This window comes from Peribacillus sp. YIM B13477, assembly GCF_042787955.1.
Classification (GTDB): Bacteria; Bacillota; Bacilli; order Bacillales; family DSM-1321; genus Peribacillus; species Peribacillus frigoritolerans.
Genome location: NZ_JBHZPD010000001.1, coordinates 759,805 through 778,171, shown reverse-complemented (window position 1 = coordinate 778,171; position 18,367 = coordinate 759,805). Strand labels below are relative to the sequence as shown.

The 18,367-nt window shown below is 41.2% G+C and carries 19 protein-coding genes, 1 pseudogene and 2 riboswitches; of the genes and pseudogenes, 4 read left to right on the top strand and 16 right to left on the bottom strand.

The genetic code is table 11. The features are described 5' to 3' along the window. Positions 1-121: 121 nt before the first annotated feature. The 6 genes from ACFX4H_RS03920 to ACFX4H_RS03895 all read right to left on the bottom strand — a co-directional run bounded on the left by ACFX4H_RS03920 (position 122) and on the right by ACFX4H_RS03895 (position 5,231). Positions 122-880 carry a CAP domain-containing protein gene (locus ACFX4H_RS03920; protein WP_249598157.1) on the bottom strand — a complete coding sequence of 253 codons (759 nt, stop codon included), beginning with the start codon at positions 878-880 and terminating at the stop codon, positions 122-124. 441 nt (positions 881-1,321) lie between these two features. Next, positions 1,322-1,759 (bottom strand): FixH family protein, encoded by a 438-nt coding sequence (locus tag ACFX4H_RS03915; protein ID WP_377434048.1) that lies wholly within the window; start codon positions 1,757-1,759, stop codon positions 1,322-1,324. Positions 1,760-1,778: 19 nt separating this feature from the next. Continuing rightward, positions 1,779-3,194 carry a sensor histidine kinase gene (locus tag ACFX4H_RS03910; RefSeq protein WP_241634162.1) on the bottom strand — a complete coding sequence of 472 codons (1,416 nt, stop codon included), beginning with the start codon at positions 3,192-3,194 and terminating at the stop codon, positions 1,779-1,781. Next, positions 3,191-3,877, bottom strand: a complete 687-nt coding sequence (locus tag ACFX4H_RS03905) for a response regulator transcription factor (RefSeq protein ID WP_063590853.1) — start codon at positions 3,875-3,877, stop codon at positions 3,191-3,193. Before ACFX4H_RS03905 ends, ACFX4H_RS03910 begins: the two co-directional genes overlap by 4 nt. 5 nt (positions 3,878-3,882) lie before the next feature. Next, entirely contained in the window at positions 3,883-4,845 is a 963-nt protein-coding gene (locus tag ACFX4H_RS03900; protein ID WP_249598159.1) for a YncE family protein, read from the bottom strand. A gap of 119 nt (positions 4,846-4,964) precedes the next feature. Then, positions 4,965-5,231, bottom strand: a complete 267-nt coding sequence (locus ACFX4H_RS03895) for a hypothetical protein (protein WP_095394708.1) — start codon at positions 5,229-5,231, stop codon at positions 4,965-4,967. A gap of 110 nt (positions 5,232-5,341) precedes the next feature. Between ACFX4H_RS03895 and ACFX4H_RS03890 the strand changes: the two genes are divergently transcribed. Next, on the top strand, positions 5,342-5,584 hold the full coding sequence (locus ACFX4H_RS03890; protein WP_034307479.1) for a hypothetical protein: 243 nt from the start codon (positions 5,342-5,344) through the stop codon (positions 5,582-5,584). A gap of 57 nt (positions 5,585-5,641) precedes the next feature. Here ACFX4H_RS03890 and ACFX4H_RS03885 read toward each other — a convergent pair. The 8 genes and pseudogenes from ACFX4H_RS03885 to ACFX4H_RS03850 all read right to left on the bottom strand — a co-directional run. After that, positions 5,642-5,788 (bottom strand): annotated as a pseudogene (locus ACFX4H_RS03885) (DUF2188 domain-containing protein); the annotation flags it as partial. A 66-nt stretch (positions 5,789-5,854) separates the two neighbouring features. Then, on the bottom strand, positions 5,855-6,781 hold the full coding sequence (locus ACFX4H_RS03880) for a CobW family GTP-binding protein (protein ID WP_377434044.1): 927 nt from the start codon (positions 6,779-6,781) through the stop codon (positions 5,855-5,857). Positions 6,782-7,095: 314 nt separating this feature from the next. Next, on the bottom strand, positions 7,096-7,371 hold the full coding sequence (locus ACFX4H_RS03875; protein ID WP_377434041.1) for a hypothetical protein: 276 nt from the start codon (positions 7,369-7,371) through the stop codon (positions 7,096-7,098). A gap of 145 nt (positions 7,372-7,516) precedes the next feature. Then, a complete protein-coding gene (locus ACFX4H_RS03870) occupies positions 7,517-8,050 on the bottom strand; it encodes a cupin domain-containing protein (protein ID WP_048686713.1) in 534 nt (177 codons plus the stop codon). A 24-nt stretch (positions 8,051-8,074) separates the two neighbouring features. Then, positions 8,075-8,704 carry a methylthioribulose 1-phosphate dehydratase gene (locus tag ACFX4H_RS03865; protein ID WP_034307486.1) on the bottom strand — a complete coding sequence of 210 codons (630 nt, stop codon included), beginning with the start codon at positions 8,702-8,704 and terminating at the stop codon, positions 8,075-8,077. Then, positions 8,701-9,360 carry a 2-hydroxy-3-keto-5-methylthiopentenyl-1-phosphate phosphatase gene (locus tag ACFX4H_RS03860; RefSeq protein WP_063590849.1) on the bottom strand — a complete coding sequence of 220 codons (660 nt, stop codon included), beginning with the start codon at positions 9,358-9,360 and terminating at the stop codon, positions 8,701-8,703. Before ACFX4H_RS03860 ends, ACFX4H_RS03865 begins: the two co-directional genes overlap by 4 nt. 6 nt (positions 9,361-9,366) lie before the next feature. Further along, on the bottom strand, positions 9,367-10,599 hold the full coding sequence (gene mtnW / locus ACFX4H_RS03855) for a 2,3-diketo-5-methylthiopentyl-1-phosphate enolase (protein ID WP_377434038.1): 1,233 nt from the start codon (positions 10,597-10,599) through the stop codon (positions 9,367-9,369). 108 nt (positions 10,600-10,707) lie between these two features. Beyond that, positions 10,708-10,861, bottom strand: a riboswitch (SAM riboswitch). 118 nt (positions 10,862-10,979) lie between these two features. Then, positions 10,980-12,152, bottom strand: coding sequence for a pyridoxal phosphate-dependent aminotransferase (locus ACFX4H_RS03850; protein ID WP_275729403.1), 1,173 nt, complete (start codon positions 12,150-12,152; stop codon positions 10,980-10,982). A 99-nt stretch (positions 12,153-12,251) separates the two neighbouring features. On the opposite strand from ACFX4H_RS03850, the gene ACFX4H_RS03845 reads away from it, so the two are divergent. The 3 genes from ACFX4H_RS03845 (at position 12,252) to mtnA (ending at position 15,601) form a co-directional block, all read left to right on the top strand. Then, on the top strand, positions 12,252-13,034 hold the full coding sequence (locus ACFX4H_RS03845) for a carbon-nitrogen family hydrolase (protein ID WP_034307495.1): 783 nt from the start codon (positions 12,252-12,254) through the stop codon (positions 13,032-13,034). 71 nt (positions 13,035-13,105) lie between these two features. Beyond that, positions 13,106-13,259, top strand: a riboswitch (SAM riboswitch). Between the two features lie 78 nt (positions 13,260-13,337). Next, complete coding sequence (mtnK, locus tag ACFX4H_RS03840; protein WP_377434034.1) at positions 13,338-14,540, top strand: S-methyl-5-thioribose kinase; 1,203 nt, start codon at positions 13,338-13,340, stop codon at positions 14,538-14,540. 14 nt (positions 14,541-14,554) lie between these two features. Beyond that, a complete protein-coding gene (gene mtnA, locus ACFX4H_RS03835) occupies positions 14,555-15,601 on the top strand; it encodes an S-methyl-5-thioribose-1-phosphate isomerase (protein ID WP_249598164.1) in 1,047 nt (348 codons plus the stop codon). Between the two features lie 174 nt (positions 15,602-15,775). Here the strand turns inward: mtnA and ACFX4H_RS03830 are convergent, their stop codons facing one another. Next, entirely contained in the window at positions 15,776-16,663 is an 888-nt protein-coding gene (locus ACFX4H_RS03830) for an LCP family protein (protein ID WP_063590845.1), read from the bottom strand. 114 nt (positions 16,664-16,777) lie between these two features. After that, on the bottom strand, positions 16,778-18,238 hold the full coding sequence (locus tag ACFX4H_RS03825) for a lmo1851 family serine protease (protein WP_377434031.1): 1,461 nt from the start codon (positions 18,236-18,238) through the stop codon (positions 16,778-16,780). Positions 18,239-18,367 lie beyond the last annotated feature (129 nt).

Below are 18,367 nucleotides of genomic sequence, written 5' to 3'. Positions count from 1 at the left end.
ACATTATAGAGAACCAATCGATGTCACAATTGATTTTTTTTCATGGAATGGAATGGAATGATCCATTCCCGCAAAAAAAAGCGCACCCCAATTTAATGGGATGCACTTTTCTATTAATCTATTATTTTCCGATGAATTGTTGAGTCCAGTAGTTACCAGATTCTACGTAACCTACTCCAATATGAGTAAAGCTAGAATTCATGATGTTTTCACGGTGTCCTTGGCTATTCATCCAAGCTTGTACCACTTCTTCTGGTGTTTGTTGACCTTGTGCGATGTTTTCACCAGCTGTTTTATAGCTGATTCCGAATTGTTTCATCATATCGAAAGGTGAGCCGTAAGTCGGGCTATTGTGGTCAAAGTAGTTTTTATCTTTCATGTCTTGAGACTTGATACGTGCAACTTTGCTCAACTCAGTGTCGATTTTAAGAGCTGCCAAACCTTGTTTTTCACGTTCTGCATTCGTTAATTTAACAACTTCTTGTTCAAAAGCACTTAATTCAGAGCTTGTCTCTGGTTTTTTATCAGTTGATTTATCAGGTGTTACTTCTGGTGCTGCTGGTTTTGCTGCTGGTTTTGATTGGTTCGTTGTTCCAGCTTCTTGTTGAGCTGGTTGTTGAACTGGTTTTTGAACTGGTTTTTGAGCTGGTTGTTGAACTGGTTTTTGAACTGGTTTTTGTTGTGCCTGCGCTGCAGGTATAGTGATATTGTATTTAGCTAGGTATTGGTTAAGGACTTTTTGCATATCCTCTTTATTCGTAGTTTTATAAGTTACTTGTTTCACTGTATCACAGTTGGCTGCTTCAGCTTGGTTAGCTCCTACTCCTGTGAATATAATAGCTGCAGCCGCTGCTGCTGACATAATCATTTTCTTTTTCATTCGTATTTCCTCCTGTGATGTTCATTTTTTGTTGTGCTTTGCTTCTGGAATTATCATAACATGCACTTTTTGTAATAAAGGCACCATCAATTTCCATCAAATTCACAGGATGCGAATGAAAATATATTTATGATCCAAGTTTCAGAGAAAACAGGCATAAATGCTTTAACTATCTATGTTTCTGCCATCAGTATAAATACTCACATTTTTCCAGTAATTATTTGTCAATGGTAGTTACATAGAACCATTTCCATGGAATACTAATAACTTTTAGTTGACATATCGTTACTAACCGAATTATTATGACTTTCTTTACTTTTATGTTACAAATTTTTCGGTTTCACTTCGACATTTCGTCATTTCCCCCTATCGTCTTGAATATTTTTCCAAATAAAAAAACAATCCGGATTAAAGCCCGAATTGTTTTGATTTTGATGGTACTCATTTCATTTCTTCATCATTCATCTCGTCCATTTCTTTTTTTCCGCCATTTTGTTCGGGAGTGCTTGGTTTGCCTATGACGAATTCTTTCTTTGGCATGTTGTGCATGTCCCTTGCCGTTACGTGGGCATATACATAATAGGTTCCTTCTTCATCAAAAGCCTTTTCCAGTTCATATATACCATTCCCTTTATGTTTTACTGCTATCTTGTCATGGTCATCGCTATTCGCAAGCCAAATTTCAAAACTGACATCATCCGCATCTGTCACGACTTCGTCCCCATATGTTACTTTTGCCTGAAATTTCACAGGCTCATTCACTTTACCCTGAATTGGATCGACAGCTAAATCGACATTTAACATTTTTGGAATTTCCTCTTTCTTGCCGCATCCAGCCAAAACAATTAACGCCATGCAAAATAACATGATTTTTTTCATTTTTGAACGTATCCCCTTTTTATGAATTCCATTCTTCTTTTATATTCGGCAGGATGACCCTGACTGTTGTTCCCCTTTTTTCCTTGCTTTCTATTTCGATTTTACCATTTTGTAATTCCACCAATTTTTTGACAATGGACAGTCCAAGCCCTGAACCGCCATCAAAACGGCTGCGTGCTTTGTTCACACGGTAAAAACGATTCATGATATACGGCAGATCCGCTTCCGGAATCCCGTTGCCCGTGTCAGTTACCAGCAGTTCGCAATCATCTTTATGCTGAATTAGGGTAATATGAATCGCCCCTCCGGAATCCGTATACTGAATGGCATTATCAAAAATGTTATGCAGGATCTGTTCCATCCTTCCTTCATCCCCAAAAATAATCGGGTCTGGATCCAGGTCTAGCTTCAAGCCCAATTGTTTTTCCTTTATTATCGGTTCATATTTCACAAGTACGTCTTCAATGAATTGCGCATAGGCAATCGGGGTTTTATTTAACAGGAATGGAGCACTTTCCATTTTTGATAAGTCCATAAGATCTCCCACAAGCCGCTGCAGCCTAAGAGCCTCCCTTGAAATGAGTTGAAGGTATCTCCGTTGCTCTTCATCATTTTTCACGACACCATCCAATATGGCCTGCGTATATCCCTTTACGTAACTAAGGGGGGTTCTGAGCTCATGTGCAACATTTTCTAGAAATTCTTTTTTTCTTTCTTCTTCCAAATGGATGGAATTGGCCATATCATTAAAGGCTATTGCCAGTTTACCTATCTCATCATGACTCCTTACCTCGACCTGTATGTCATAATCCCCCTCTGAGACACGATGGGCCGCAGTCTCGATTTCCTTAATCGGACTGACTAGCTTTTTCAACCATTTAGTAGTAAACAAAATCGCGACAATCAAAAATAATAGAACCGCCGCCAACCATTTTGCAGCAAATTCCTTAAATAAGACCGTAATGGAATCTACAGGAATATATGTATAAATGATACCTTCGAGGCGATTTTCGTCAATCAGGGGTATGATCGCCGCTACGATGTTCTTTTCAAACCTTTTCTCATATCCTTCTTTTTCAACGGCTTTCCCATCTAAAAGCATTTGCCGTTCTTCTTCAGAAATAAGGGTATCGTAATTGATTTCAAAAGGCAGACAAGCACTCAATTCCCTGGGATTATTGACGACAAAGACTTCGCTGTCGTTCTTACTGTTAAACCATTCAACTTTTTGCTTAAAGTCTTCGCTGATTTCACCGCCGGAATAATCCGCCCCTAGCAATGATGCTTCATTGACTAAATCCGTTTTAAGCTTCTCCACATATAGATTTTTATAATAATATTGAGAAAGGGAGTAAGCGAACAGCACGGATAGGATGATGGCGGAGATAATGGTGAGCCATAATTTAAAAGAAAGGGTTCGCCATTTATAGATCATTTCTTTTCCTCTATCTTATAACCGATTCCCCAGACGGTTTGAATGTAATCGGCCGCTCTTAATTTCATTCGTAACGTTTTAATATGGGTATCCACTGTACGTAAAGATCCTCCATACTCACCGCTCCATACATTTTCAAGCAGTTGTTCACGGCTGAGTGCCTGGCTTTTATGACGAATGAGGAATAACAGCAATTCGAATTCTTTCAAGGTTAAATTGATTGGCTTCCCTTCCACTAAAACCGTTCTGGATTGCAAGTTCAAGCTAATTTTACCGAATCGGACGTGGTTTTGATTCTCTTCATTCAATGATAATTTCCCTGTCCTTCGCAATACCGCTTCGACCCTTGCGACCAATTCTCCTGGATTGAACGGTTTGACGATATAATCGTCGCCGCCAAGCTTCAGCCCTTTCACCTTATCCCATTCTTCACCTTTCGCACTGACAAATATCACAGGGATCTCCCCAATTTCACGAATTTCTTCACAAACGGAGAAACCGTCCATACCTGGCATCATGATATCCAATAGGATTAAATCCACTTCCTCTGTTTCAACCATACTTATAGCTTCTTTTCCATTCGCAGCTTGAAGGCATCGATAACCTGAGTTCAGCAAATACATTTCAACTAGATTACGCATATCTTCTTCATCATCCACGACTAAAATGGTGTAAGCATGCATGTCATCTACTCCCTCAACATCAATTGGAATGGACCTTCGCCGACTTTGATCGTTTTTTTAACATCGACTGTTTCAGCATCCATTACATACACTTCATCACTATCATATCCCGCCACGACCACATCTTCGTTAAAGTTCGCCATTTCAAAGGGGTTGACGCCGACCACTTTGCTTTTGACTTCCTCATATTGATCATTCAATTTATATAAGGAGCTAGTCCCATGACTAAGGACAAATATTCCTTCATCATTTTCCAGGAACTTTATCGGCATGGTTGGGGCCTTAAGCTTTTTCTTCAACACTCCCGTTTTTGCTGAATAAATATATAGATCTTCTTCCACTTGATCCCCATCACCGTGTCCTCCAATCCATATTTCATCCTTTTCTTCCCTTAATAATGTGCCTGTGCTGGAACTATGTACGGGAAATTCGAAATCGACCTTTTTCGTTTCAAGATTTATCACTGAACATTTGGTATCACCAAAATTAATAACATACAATCGATTCGCTTGCTCTCCTTGAAGAACGGTCAAGGGGCTTTTACCAACCTTGACAATATCCTGTTCCCCCCCATCAGCATTTAAAAAATAAATGGAGTGATTCGATTGATTGACCGCCACGATGCTTTTTCCATCACGTAACAACTGCATATTGACGATCCCTTTCCCAATTTCCCAACTGTTTATCAGTTTTCCTGCAGATAAAGAGTACACTTGGACTTTCTCCATCTCTTTTCCATAAAGCAGGATAGTATCTTTGTCTGCCAGGAGCAGTGCTCCGGTAAATGGTTCTGAAATATCCCATTTTGCAAAAGCATGATAGTTTTCGTCTATGAAAGTCAGTGAGGTATCCTTGATGTTGACAGTCGCCAGGAAAGATTGACTTTTATTGATTTTAGTAAATGCATTACCGCCATTACACCCCGTAAGCAGTACGATGGCAAGAAAAAGCCCAATGCCCCACTTCATAATTTTAAGCTCCTTATTCATTAAATATCTATTTTTTAAAGATTTTAACAATGATTTGTGAAAAAAGTATGAAACATAAAAGAATATTTGCTAACAAGCATCCGTACACACTCGAAAAATCATAATCTTTCCAATTCAGTGATATAGGCCATTACAATCGCATTTTTCATTTCTTCCGAAAGCGAAGATTCCATCACTCGTTTAATAGAAAGGTAAAATTTCTCCAATACTGGTTTTCGGGCACGGGGATGGGCATTTTCATCCAAAAGCTCCCGTCGGATGAGTTCCGGCAGAACTTCCCTTCCCCCTCCATCGCTCACCTTACGATTGTTCCATATGCTTAAATAAGCCACCAGTAATTCTTCTTGCCTGACATTTTCATTCATAGTATCCCTTCCATCCATTACTAATTTATACATATTAATGTTCAAGTTTGTAAAGACTATCTTAATATAAGATATCATGCTTTTTAAAATCCAAAAAAGGAGTGAGTACAATGTCTCAAGTATACCGCTGTCCGAATTGCCGGACAAATAAATCTCGCTTCAATCTCATTCAGCAAGTAGCAACACCCATTAAAAAGGATCCCCAATCCGGTGAGATTGTTGAACAATATTCGAACGACTCCCTTCTGCCATTCCATCTAGCATATAATGGTCCTGAAGTTCGGGTTCAATGTGCTGCCTGCGGATTGATAGAAGACGAAAAGACATTTGCCGCCTTTGGAATGCAACAATAAAAATGGTCAGACCCCTATGTGGGTCTGACCATTTTCTCAATCATTTCCTACTGACATCTTAGCCCGGTCAATGGCAATTGGAATGGCTTTTCCATCCTCATATCCTTCATCCAATAATGCATTCGCGATTTCTATAGCCTTTTCCCTAACATCTTTATCTAGATTTTTCATCGAGTTTGGGTAATCGTTCTTATTCCATGGCACTAATACCGCCTCCTTAATAAGAAAGACTTCTTTTCATGTTTCCCTTCTTTAATGGGCGGTAAACGTTTATCGGGTTGCTTTCGCTTCCAAAGCTTTCAACTGACCGATCAACATTTCCTTATCCAACTTTTCCCCGATCATGACGATATTCAATGGCATTTTCATCATTTCATTCATATACATCGGCATTCCGTAGGAGTATTGGAATAAATGGGGGTATTGTGAATGTGTAAAGGAAATATATCCTTTCATTCGATAGACCGTTTCCGGCAGGGCCCTAAGCCACTCTTCAAAGTCGGTTTGTGCAACAGCACCTTCAAATGTATGAACGATTGCAGTTAAATGCAAATGGTCATGTACATCAAGCTTTTGATGTCCATTATGCCTTTTTCTTTGCATTTGCTGCAATGATGCCAAGGAAACGGCTGCATACTCCGTCAATAAACATACAGCATCCGCATTCAGCGCCTGTATCGTATATATTAGCTGTGCGGCCTCCATCTCACTTACCATATCCGCTTTATTCAATAAAATGAAATCGGCATGATGGATTTGCTCTGCAAGCAACTGTCGAAGCTGCGGGGACAGTTCCTCCCGATCGCGCCACCTTAATAAATCGACGACCGTGATGATCCCTTTATACTCCAGCTTTTTGGCGAAAATCGGCGACATGATGCCATCCAATACTTCAACTGGATGAGCTGCACCCGTCGTTTCAATATAAACCGCATCCAGTTCATTTTCGGTTAGTAACTCATGAAGCTGAACCTCCAGTTTATCTTGAATTGTGCAGCAAATGCACCCGTCAAACAACTCCTTCAGAGGCACTCCATCACCAATGAGTCCGCTGTCAACCGATACACTGCCGAGCTCATTTAAAAGCACTGCCACTTTTCTGCCCGCTTCACTTTCCTGTTTTAAAATTTTTCGAAGAAGCGTCGTTTTCCCGCTGCCGAGAAAGCCGCCCAATATGTACACTTCGGTCGTCTTCATTCTTATCTGCTCCTAAATCCGGTTAAATTCGATTCCGTTAAATTTTATCATAATTAGCTTACTAAAGCACTTGCAGGATTCACATAAAAAAACCAGCCCGTAAGCTGGTTTCAGACTAGACATATTCGAAGAAAAGCGAGTTCGACTGCAGTTTTTATTTAAAAACCTCCAGTCGATTTCAGAAATCCGCTCCCTTTCCGCCGACTGTCTCCCGAGCCTCCTCGACGCAAGCGTCTGTGGGGTCTCGGCTAGCCAGTTATTTGGCAGGAGTGTCGCAAATTTCTTCAATCCAATGGGGTTACAGGAAAAAACCATTAAGGATAATCTAGTCTTGTTTTAAAATCATGGTTCGAGATGAGACCATTCCGAACCCTTTTTGACTGCAAAATGAAACAAGCCGGATGGCTTGTTTCAGACTGAAGATAAACTCGAAGAAACGAGTTCGACTGCAGTTTTTTATTTAAAAACATCCAGTCGATTTCAGAAATCCGCTCCCTTTCCGTCGACTGTCTGCCAAGCCTCCTAGGCGCAAGCGCCTGTGGGTTCTCGGCTAGCCAGTTTTTCGGCAGGAGTGTCGCAAATTTCTTCAATCATGCGAGATTTCCTTTCTATAAAATAGAAAAAAAACAAAGGGATTAATGTTTTTTTTAAAAATCATGGTTAGGTGAGATCATTCCGACTTCCCTTTTTTTTACAAATAAAAACCAGCCCGTAAGCTGGTTTTTCAACATTGATTCATGCTTGAACTTCGTCTTTTTCGTAAATCGGCACCCATCCTGCAGCTGTTACGAAAATCCGGACAGCAACAGTTTTCCTATCTTCCGCGAGCGTGAAATAATGTCTTGTTGATTCTGGTACACTAATAAGATCTCCTGGATTAAGCCGTACATCAAACCACTGTTTATCATTGCCTTCAATGGCAAAGATACTCGTTCCGCCTGCTATGAATCGCACTTCATCATCTTCGTGATGGTGTTCCTGCTTAAAGTTTTCAAGCATTTGATCCAAGTTCGGGTTTGCATCGGATAATGTGATGATATCATGGGCTTTATAGCCTCTTCTTTCAGAGATTTCCGCTATCTCTGATTGGAATGTTACAAGGATTTCCTCCTTGTCAGCATCAGTTAGATCGTATTTTTCCACAAGATGGGCAGGTAATTTAGAAATGTCCCATTGCTCATAAATAACCCCTTGTGTTTCTAAAAAACCTTTTACCTGTTCACCGTTTTCAATAACCTCGTTTGTTTCATGGAATCTGATCGTCGCCATCATTCATTCCTCCTCTATGAGTATTTATCTTATAGAACCTGCAAACGCCTTTTGTTGATTAAGCAACAGTTGATATTGAAATAAAAACTCGCAAGCTTCAAGTATTCTTTTTGCTTCGAATCCGCTTTTGCCCCAAACCGTAATGCCATGATTGCGTATCAGCACAGCGCCAGAGTCTTCTTCGACATGCGGCTTGAACTTATCGGATAGCAGCGGAATGTCAGCGTGATTATATATGATTGGAATCCGAAGCTCCGAATCTTCATCCCACCGACCGGTCGCTTTAATGATTTCATGATTACGAAAGGAAACTTGGCCTTCATCTCCGTACAATTCCGATATCACATTATTTTCAACTGTATGGACATGGAGTACACAGTTCGCATTGGTTTTTCGGTAAATGTCTGTATGAAGTAAAGTTTCGGCCGATGGTCTTAGGTTCGTTTCTTCAACCGGTTTTCCTTTTAAATCCACCAGTAAAAAGTCCGAATCCGATTGCTTCCTTTTATCCTTACCGCTTGCGGTAATATAAAAGAAAGGGCTTTTGGGTTCGCGGATGGACAAATTCCCGCTAGTTCCCATAAACCAATCCCTTTCGGCCAGTTCAGCTTTAATATCTGCCAACTCAAGCCATTCTTTAGAATGAGTGTTCACGCTTTAACCACCTCCTGCTGCTTTATGATGTCAATTACATCAAAAAATGTTTCGAATCCTTGATGTGGAATTCCTTCCCTACCGCATTTTTCAAGCAATATGTCACGGGCTATGACAAAATCGGCCTGTTTTGCCGCTTCAAAATCCGTAACTGAATCTCCAATAACGAGTTTAAAATCTTCCGGACCCGCAATTTCCCTCATAATGGACGGCTTGCAGCAACCGCAATCATTACTACATTGCTCATCACAAGCATGTGGCCACTCAATATAAATCTTTTCCTTATCAAAAAATGCATGGTTGCAATAAACGGACTCTGTTGGCAAGATATCATTCAAAAGGGGTGAAATGAAAAAATCCATGCCCCCGCTTACAATATATAAAGGGATATTGGCTTGTTTCGTATACTCAACGAATTCATAAAACCCTGGACGAATGCCGGCCGTTTTTCTTACATATTGGATTATGTCATCCTTCAAGCCACTATCAAGCAGGGAAAACATATCCCCAACTCCTGAAGATATACTGATTTTTTGCTGAAGGACACCGTCTTTCAACGCTTCCCATTCCGGTGGCGCAAATTTCTTCATAATTGAAATGATATTATCTGTGTTGGTGATCGTTCCGTCAAAATCACAAAAGATGATCGGTTTCATTATTTCTTATAGGCCTCCCCACAACACAAGAGCTTTTTTTAGGGTTTCTTCCTCAGCCGCCGCTTCAGAAAGTTCCTTTCCTGCCAGAACCGCTTCCACGGCAGAACGAAAAGCCTTGGCACCGCCCTCTGCTCCGTCAGGGTGCCCGTGAATTCCGCCTCCGGCATTAATCACACTATCAAGCCCGAAATCCTTGATCAGGTCTGGAACCATGCCCGGATGAATGCCTGCAGAAGGAACAGGGAAGGCTTTTTTCCATGAAAGTTCATCTCTTGTCAGAGCTTCAGCAATCGCTAAGGTCTCCGTTTTTTCAAGTGCGACATTTCCATAAGGAGAAGGGAACAAGGATAAATCCGCACCTGATAATCTTACTAATTTACCAAGCAATAATGGATAGCCGATACCATAAAATGATGAAGATGCCAATGCCCCGCTATATGCGGGGTGCGCCATGATCGGCAGCTTGATACGATCATGTTCACTCAAGGCCTGCAATACATCCAAACCATATGTATGAACGTTGAACAATAAAGCATCTGCCCCTGCTTCAGCCGCTTGCTCTGCCTTATCCAATAATTCAAATGTTTTCCCTGATAGATTGACAGCATATAAAGTCCGGTGGCCAGCGGTTTCATAGACTTCATTCAAGATTCTTTTTCCCGTTTTTATTCTATCGAAAAATGGAGTCAGTTCCTGGTCGAAGAGGATTTCATCATCCTTAACTAGGTCGACACCTCCCAATGCTTGTTGCCTCAGTTGCTCATTATGAAATGTTAGGTCTCTTCCCAATACGCCTTTAAAGATGCTCATCACCAAGGGCCTGTTAGATACGCCAACTTTTTCCCTTATGCCTTTAATGCCAAATTGCGGCCCGGGAAAAGCTTTTTGAATATCACCGACAAAATCCAAGTCAATAAGTTTTATTTCACCGTCCAAGGAAAGCTTGCCGAAGACCGTCGTAAGGATTGCGGGTAAATCATTGGAGAAATTCCTTGCCGGATAGGCAATTTTAATCTGCGAACGGTATACTTTCCGATTAAAGTAGCTGTTTGCCCTCTCTTCTTCAGGTAGGGGTATCACCGATACGACGCGCCCCTTATGTTTTTCCAGTTGTTTCTGTACCAAATGTGGCAATTCCGTCCATGTCCCCACAGTCAGACCCAAGGCAATGCTCTCTGCTTTTTTCTCATGATTTCCATTAAAGTCATGAATTAAATAAGTAGCGACTATCTCGCTCATCTGATCACTCCTATAACACGTTAGTAAACTCTCGATGTCATTAATAACCTGAGATGGTCTCAAAATGGCAAAAGCCCCTTCATAAAGAAGAGGCTTTAAAAAGCCATCTTCTTATCTCCCAGCCCTCGGCTGCAAGAATTAGCACCGTGCCTTGCGGATTTCAAAAAAATCCGGCGGAAGGATTCCGCCCCATTTTACAATGGAATTACGGTCGGTTGCTGGGCTTCATCGGGCTAGTCCCTCCACCTGCTCAAAATAAGAAAACGCTGATATATAAGTTGCATCCAAGTATCGAAAGATTAAGAATTTATTTTGTATTCTGACAGGTAATTCCTACTTTGTCAATAAGTTTTAACTATTTAAAGGTGAGCCTTATTGCATTAAAACAAGTTTAATGTCCGTATTCGTTCCACAGCCTCTTGCAGCCGTTCTTCCGAAGTCAGTAGCCCTACCCTGACATAACCTTCGCCAAATTCACCGAACCCATTCCCTGCAGCAACAGCTACATGGGCATGCGTTAATAAATAGTCAGCAAAACTCTCGGACGTAAAACCTTCAGGTACTTTGAGCCAGGCAAAAAACGATGCCGCTGGAGCTTTGACATCCCAGCCGATGGCCCTCAATCCCTCAATGAAAACATTCCTTCGCCCCTCGTACATCTGCACTAACTGCCCTACACAGGTCTGTGAGTCAAGCAAAGCGCTTGCCGCAGCTTCTTGTATCGCCGGGAAGAGACTCACATAAAGATGGTCTTGTAATAGTTCAAGAGCTTCTATTACACTCTTATTGCCCACTGCGAAGCCGACTCTCCACCCTGCCATATTGTATGTTTTCGATAGAGTGTATATTTCAACTCCTACATCCTTCGCTCCCTCCGCCTGGAGAAAGCTTATCGGTTTTTTTCCGTCGAATCCTATCGCCCCATAGGCGAAATCATGGACCACACAAATTGAATGTTCTTTTGCAAAGGAGACGGTTTCATCAAAGAAACTTTCAGTTGCAGAAGCGCCTGTGGGATTATTCGGATAATTCAAGAACATCATTTTGGCTTTATCAAGAACTTCTTTATGTATGTCATCGTATTTCGGAAGAAAATCATTTTCTTCTGTCAAGGGCATCAGTTCGGTCTTTGCCTGGGCTAAAACAACACCGGAAAGATAATCCGGATAGCCGGGATCTGGAACAAGGATCGTATCACCTGGATTCAATAAACACTGCGGAAGTTCGACAAGACCTGCCTTTCCCCCGAAGAGAATTGCCACTTCACTATTCGGATCCAGCTTGACACCGTATTCCCGCTCATAAAAGACGGCAGCAGCATCTTTTAAATATTGATGTCCCCGGAATGGCGAATATTTATGATTAATCGTTTTTTCAGCGGCAGTTTGCAAACTTTTGACGATATGTTCCGGCGTCGGCTGATCAGGGTTTCCCTGGCCTAAATTAATGACATCATGTCCTTGCTCCGTGATTGCATTGACTTTTGCGACCAGTGAAGCAAAAAACTGCTTGGGCAGGTCCTGAAGCAGTCCGGATTTTTCGAATTGCACCATTTATACACCTTCTCTGAAATTTCTTGAAATTCTAGTCACAAATGATATATGTTTATCGTAGTCTTGTAAAGCATTTTTTACATGTGGGGGTTTTAAACGATGAAGTGGAAAATAGCTTGTATTCAAATGGATATAGCTTTCGGGCAACCAGATATCAATTTTCAGGTTGCAGAACAATGGATGGAAAAAGCAGCTCGGTCCCAACCCGATATCGTCATATTACCAGAGCTTTGGACAACCGGATACGACTTGACCAGGCTGAATGAGATTGCTGATCAAGAGGCAGAAAAAACGATTGAATTTCTTAAAACACAGGCACAGAAACACCAGATTCACATCATCGGCGGTTCCATTGCGAAAAAAACAAGCAAGGGAATCTATAACACCATGATCATCATCGATAAACACGGAAAGCTCATTAAAGAATATGATAAGCTTCACTTATTTCAATTAATGGATGAACATCATTTCCTGCAGCCAGGTGAAAAAGATGGTTTATTTACCCTTGATGAAAAAATATGTGCCGGGTTCGTTTGTTATGACATTCGTTTCCCTGAATGGCAGCGAGCCCATACCGTTCAAGGCGCGGAAGTTCTTTTCGTTACGGCTGAATGGCCAAAGCCGAGACTCGATCACTGGAGAGCCTTATTGATAAGCCGTGCCATCGAGAACCAAGCCTATGTTGTAGCCGTTAATCGTACAGGTTCGGATGTCAATAATATATTTGCGGGCCATTCCTTGATTATTGATCCATGGGGCAATATCATAAGTGAAGCCGGAGAAGGAAACGAACTATTGACAGGCACCTTGGACTTCAACAAAGTTACGGAAGCACGTAACAAAATACCTGTATTCGAAGATCGCCGTCCTGACTTTTATTAATTTACCCATTGACAAACTATTTAAAAAGTTGATATTATTTTCCCGAAGATTAAAATTTCAGAAAACATTTACTCTTATCAAGAGCAGGCTGAGGGATAAAGGCCCTATGAAGCCCAGCAACCGACTGTAATACCATTGTGAAATGGGGCGGATCTTCCGCCGGATTATTGAATCCACAGAGCACGGTGCTAATTCCACCAGAATTCATTTTCTGGAAGATAAGAGGTCCGAAGCCAAAACTTCTGCCTCTTTCTATATGAAAGAGGCTTTTTTATTCTTATTTTGAATCTGGAGGGGAAAAGAATGACTCAAAACCATTCAAATTTTAAGAGATTGACAAACGAAACAGCTATAACTCTTGCAAAAAAACTTGGGTTGGTCAATGCGGATGCAAGTTTGAAATGTAATGAAATCGGCGATGGAAACTTAAATTATGTTTTTCAAATTACAAACACGGTCACAAACAAAGGTCTAATAATCAAACAAGCGGTCCCTTATGCCAAGGTACTTGGTGAAAGCTGGCCGCTGACATTGAAAAGGGCAGCCATTGAAGCGAATGCGTTGATTCATTTCAGAAGTTATTGCCCCGAATTCGTACCGCAAGTCTACTATTCGGATGAACAGCTTGCCATCACAGTCATGGAGGATTTATCGCACTTAAAAATCGTTAGAACAGGATTGATCGATGGCGATTCATATCCATTGCTTTCACAGCATATTGGTGAGTATGTTGCGAAGACGGCATTTTATACATCCGATTATCATTTAGAACCCTCTTCGAAAAAGGAAGTGGCCCGACATTTCACGAATCCCGAACTCTGCAAAATCACTGAGGTCTTTATTTTCACGGATCCATTTTTTGAGGAACTCCCTGGAGATTTCGAGGTGGAATTGAAAGATGCCGCCCAAAAAATATGGAATGATCAAGAAGTGATACTTGAGGTCGCCAAGCTGAAGCAAAGCTTTGAAACCGAGCAGGAAGCCTTGCTTCATGGAGATTTACATACTGGAAGTATATTTGCAAGTAAAACTGAAACAAAGGTTATTGACCCGGAATTCGCTTTTTATGGGCCAGTTGGTTTTGACCTTGGTCAATACACCGCCAACCTTCTCTTTCAGGCAATTACACGAAATGGCGCTGGAAAGGAAGAGATTTTCACGCTCCTTCATGAATTTTGGAATGCCTTTGAAGAAACTTACACCAAATTATGGGAGGTCCAAAATAAAAGTCCATTCCGCCATGTGAAGGGTTATCTGCCTTATTTACTGACAAAATTCAAAAAAGATGCATTCGGCTTTGCCGGCTGCGAACTGATTCGGCGAACCATTGGCCTTTCCCATGTAGCCGATTTAAACGTCATTGAAGATAAAGAAAGAAGGATCGCAGCCAAAACGGCAACATTGGAAATCGGTACTTTATTAATTAAAAAACGGGATGAATTGGATGTTCCAGCCGTCATTGAAGCGTTGAAGCAACGGACACTGCCATCTTACTCAACCATTTAAAAGGAGACCTGAACATGACTACAATTGCACCCTTACCATATTCGGTACATTGGGATGATACCCATATTACATTATTAAATCAACAAGCCCTTCCTTCCATAACTGAATTTATTGAACTTCATTCTGTTGATGATGTATATGACAGCATTTTGACATTAAAAGTTCGCGGTGCCCCAGCAATTGGGCTGACGGCAGCATTTGGTGTTGCACTTGGCGCCAAGCAGGAAACAACCGCTGAATTAGGGGAATTCAAGAAAAATGTAACGAGGCATATTGAAAAGCTCGCCTCTTCACGGCCTACTGCAGTCAACCTTTTTTGGGCGTTAAGGAGGATGGAGAACACCTTGCAGGCTGCTCAAAGCATTTCAACTGCCAAGGAAGCACTTATATCGGAGGCTAAAGCCATCTTTGCTGAAGATGAAGAAATGTGCAGGAAAATCGGGGAACATGGTTTATCCCTATTCAATAGAGGAGATTCCATTCTTACTCATTGCAACGCTGGGGGAATCGCCACAGCCCGGTATGGTACTGCCTTGGCTCCCTTCCACCTGGCTAAAGAAAGGGACTTTCCGCTAAAAGTGTACGCATGTGAAACAAGGCCTGTCCTGCAAGGGGCGCGTTTGACGGCTTGGGAATTGATGCAAGCGGGAGTTGACGTCACCTTAATTTCTGATAATATGGCTGCCCATACGATTCACCAGAAAGAAATAAAGGGAATTATAGTCGGGGCCGACAGGATTGCGGCAAATGGAGATACTGCCAATAAAATCGGGACGTTGGGATTGGCCATATTAGCCAAGCACTTTGGTATCCCCTTTTATGTAGCCGCACCATCAAGCACATTCGACCTTTCTATCGAATCCGGCACATCCATCCCGATTGAAGAACGGAATGGAACGGAAATCACCTTCATTCAGGATGTAAGGATCGCTCCGGAAAACGTGAAGACTTTCAATCCAGCCTTCGACGTTACACCGAATCATCTAATTACAAGCATCATTACCGAAAACGGCATCATAACACCGGATTTCTTCAAAAACATTCCGCATTTTGTTAATTGATCCTGGTTCCTTTTATGGTGTTAAAAAACGAGAAGGATTTTTTATCCCTCTCGTTTTTTAAAGGTGATTGAATTAAGATTATTCTTGCGAGGTCTATAATACAATATTTAAATATGAACATCTTCAGTTAATATTAGGATGTCTTCGATAATAAAAGAGAATAGGACATTCTTATTATTTTGAAAAGAACTCCTGAAGTGCCTTCTTATTTTTAGTGTAGTCTATTTCCAAAACGGCACCGGACTGGGGATATATTTCATCTTTAAAGCTTCCTTTCACTGGAACCCTTAAGGTCTCGACCGTGTCCGGTGTATGGAAGACTGCTTTGGGACCCATTTCCATTATTGTTTTCAGTCCAATATCCGTATCCAAGTACGAGAGTCCTTGTTCGATTATACTAGGAAGGGCCGCCATCCCTTCGAAGGATGAGATTTGATTTATAAACGCTGTTTTTAATTGAACCATTACTTCTTGTTGTCGTTCAACCCTTCCAAAATCACTTTCATCGTCATGTCTAAAACGGACATATTTCAATATTTCCTCACCATGTAAAACATTTTTACCGACGCTTGCTTGGATGCTCATATCATCTATGATTTCCTGATCCACATTCACCGCCACCCCCTCAGGGGCAAGTAAATCCACCATCTTCACAAATCCCTTAAAGTCGATTACCGCTACATGGTCGATCTTGACATCGAAGTTTTCCTGTATGGTTTTCTTGAGCAATTCCCTCCCACCATAATAATAAGCAGCATTTATTTTGTTATATCCTGATTTATTCCCGGGGATTTTCACATAACTATCACGCATAATGGAAGCCAGCTTCAGTTTCTCCTGCTCAGGAAAGTATTTTGCAAGGATAATCGCATCTGATCGAGATTTTTGCTCTCCCCTTGTGTCAACACCAATTAACAGAAAGGTTTTATCGTTTTCCTGGTTATCTTCATTGGTTAGTTTTTTTTCCGTACCTTCATTTCCATTTTGTTTGGGTAAAGGGGCATAGGTACAGCCTGCCAGAATCAAGACCAATAGATATATGAACAATACCTTTTCTTTCATTACCTCACCTCATCGGAAAATTACCCCTATTTTCTGCCTAATTTTGGAATATTATGCATGAAACGAAAAAAAAAGCCTGCCAACGATATCCGCTGACAGGCTTTTCGATCAACATCATTTATTGATTTCTTTCTTTAATACTTCTACTGCCTTTTTCACTTGTGTGTCATTCTTAAGGATTTTCTCCTGGATGACCTGCATCAATTTCACGGTAGTATCATCCTTAATGGTGCCGGTTTCTTTAATTTTTTGTTCCCTTTGGAATGCTGTGACCGCATTCTTGGTTGCTTCATCGAAGAATCCATCTATTTTACCTGGATCATGTCCTGCTACCTTCAGCATCTCTTCAGCCGCTTTCACTTCACTCGAAGAATCGGATGCTTTCAATTCCTTATCAGGCGAAATGTACGGAAGGCTCGCATAATCAGGAAGCTTCACAGTAATATCCGGCTTGATCCCTTTTTTATGAATCCAATTGCCTTCAGGAGTCAACCATTTAGCTGCCGTATATTTGAAGTTAGAACCATCTTTAAAGTCTTGGGCAGTCTGCACTGTCCCTTTCCCAAATGACTTGACACCGATCAATGGAATGTCCGCTGATTCACTGACAGCCGCTGCAACGATTTCAGAAGCACTGGCACTTCCGTCATCAATCAACACGACTACCGGGATTTTCAGTTCTCCATCATTCTCCGATTTATAGACTTCTTTATTCCCGCTGCGCTCCTCAACTTGAAGGACCACTTCCCCATTAGGTATGAACAGGCTTGCCATTTCTATTGCTTGATCAAGAAGTCCTCCTGGGTTTCCCCGCAGATCCAATACGAGACCCTTCATGTCCTTCTTCGACATTTCCTCAAGCGCCGTTTTCAGCTCTTGGACTGTATGTTCGGAAAAACTGGTCACTTGAATCTTGGCAACTCCATCATCAAGCATTTCCGCATAAACCGTCTCAATCGGAATTGTGTCCCGTTTAATGGTGAGCTTAATCGGTTCCGACTCACCAGCTCTTGAAATGGATAGATCAACTTTCGTTCCCTTTTCGCCCCTAATTTTCAGGACAGCTTCAGAAGAGCTGAGTCCTTCAACACTTTTACCGTCCACACTTAATATGATATCATTTGGCTTTACCCCTGCCTTTTCTGCTGGGGACCCTTTTATCGGTGAGACGACCATGATTTGTCCATCCTGCTCCTGAATCTCAGCACCGATTCCTTCAAAAGATGAAGAGATGCTCTCATGGAAACTCGATGCTTCCTTTTTATCCATATAAGCGGAATAGGGATCATCCAATGATTTGATCATTCCATTAATTGCGCCGTCAACCAGCTTTTCTTCATCAACCTCTTCATAATAGTCATCTTTTATCTTATCGTATGTAGAATACAGCTTTTCAAATTCCGCATGCTTATCCGGTGCTAATGACTCTACTTTTTCATCTCCAAAGGTCAAGGCTATTGTAGTAATCCCTGCAGTTAGAAATATGACTAAGAAAATCCCCATAATGAACGTAAACTTCTTTATTTTAATGAATTTCCCTGCCTCTTTTGGCTGTTTTTGATTTTCTTCTTCCACTGAAGCCTCACCACTTTCATTCTTCATGACGATATAAACGATTTCATTCCTATTTTATCAGCTTTCATGCCAATCGAAAAATAATAGTTATCAAAAATAACAACTTATAGCCATATGTATTTTTTTAAA